The sequence below is a fragment of the Proteus sp. fly-1067 genome (assembly GCF_040139345.1).
Lineage (GTDB): Bacteria > Pseudomonadota > Gammaproteobacteria > Enterobacterales > Enterobacteriaceae > Proteus > Proteus vulgaris_B.
This window is the reverse complement of record NZ_JBEEUL010000157.1, coordinates 1-606: the sequence shown is the minus strand read 5'-3', so window position 1 is coordinate 606 and position 606 is coordinate 1. Positions and strand designations below refer to the sequence as shown.

The window sequence follows — 606 nt, the reverse complement described above, 5'->3', positions numbered from 1 at the left end:
ACCATTACCGTTTAATCAATCCTTATTTAATAGTTTATTTGAGGCTGGCTACGCACATATTATTACCTATACCCCTTTATTGGGGTTCCAATGGGTGGTTAACCCAGCCAAACATGTTGAGGCAGGGATGGCTCTCATGCAAAAATTGGGGTTAACACCCACTGAAGGATATTCAGCAGGAGGAATAGATATCCTCAATCAAGTGCTGGATAAATGGGTAAATTGCACTGAACAGCCGATAGCACTTTGCATTGATTTCGCCTCATGTTTAATTTCCCACCGCGCTAATTTGACGCCAGCAGAGCACAGTTTATTTACTCGAGCCTTAGTGGTGTCCCATCAAGCAAAAGCACGTCCAGCAGGTGAAAAAAATCAACCTTATTTTAATAGCTTATTTTGGATTGTAGAAAAGGAAACGGATTTACCTGATTGGTTCTTAGTCAACAATCCACGAGTGCGCGCTATTTCAGTGGCTAAGCCGGATAGCCAAGTTCGCCGACAACTCGCGCCAAGTTTATTGTCTTCGCTAGCAAACTTTAGCGATATAGAGGAAAGCGAAAAACAACGTTTACTTAATGATTTTATTGATGAAACTGAAGGTCTACT

1 pseudogene is annotated in these 606 nt (G+C 41.6%); it reads left to right on the top strand.

Features of this window, described 5'->3' with window-relative positions:
- Nucleotides 1-606: pseudogene (locus ABN217_RS19730) on the top strand (AAA family ATPase); the annotation flags it as partial.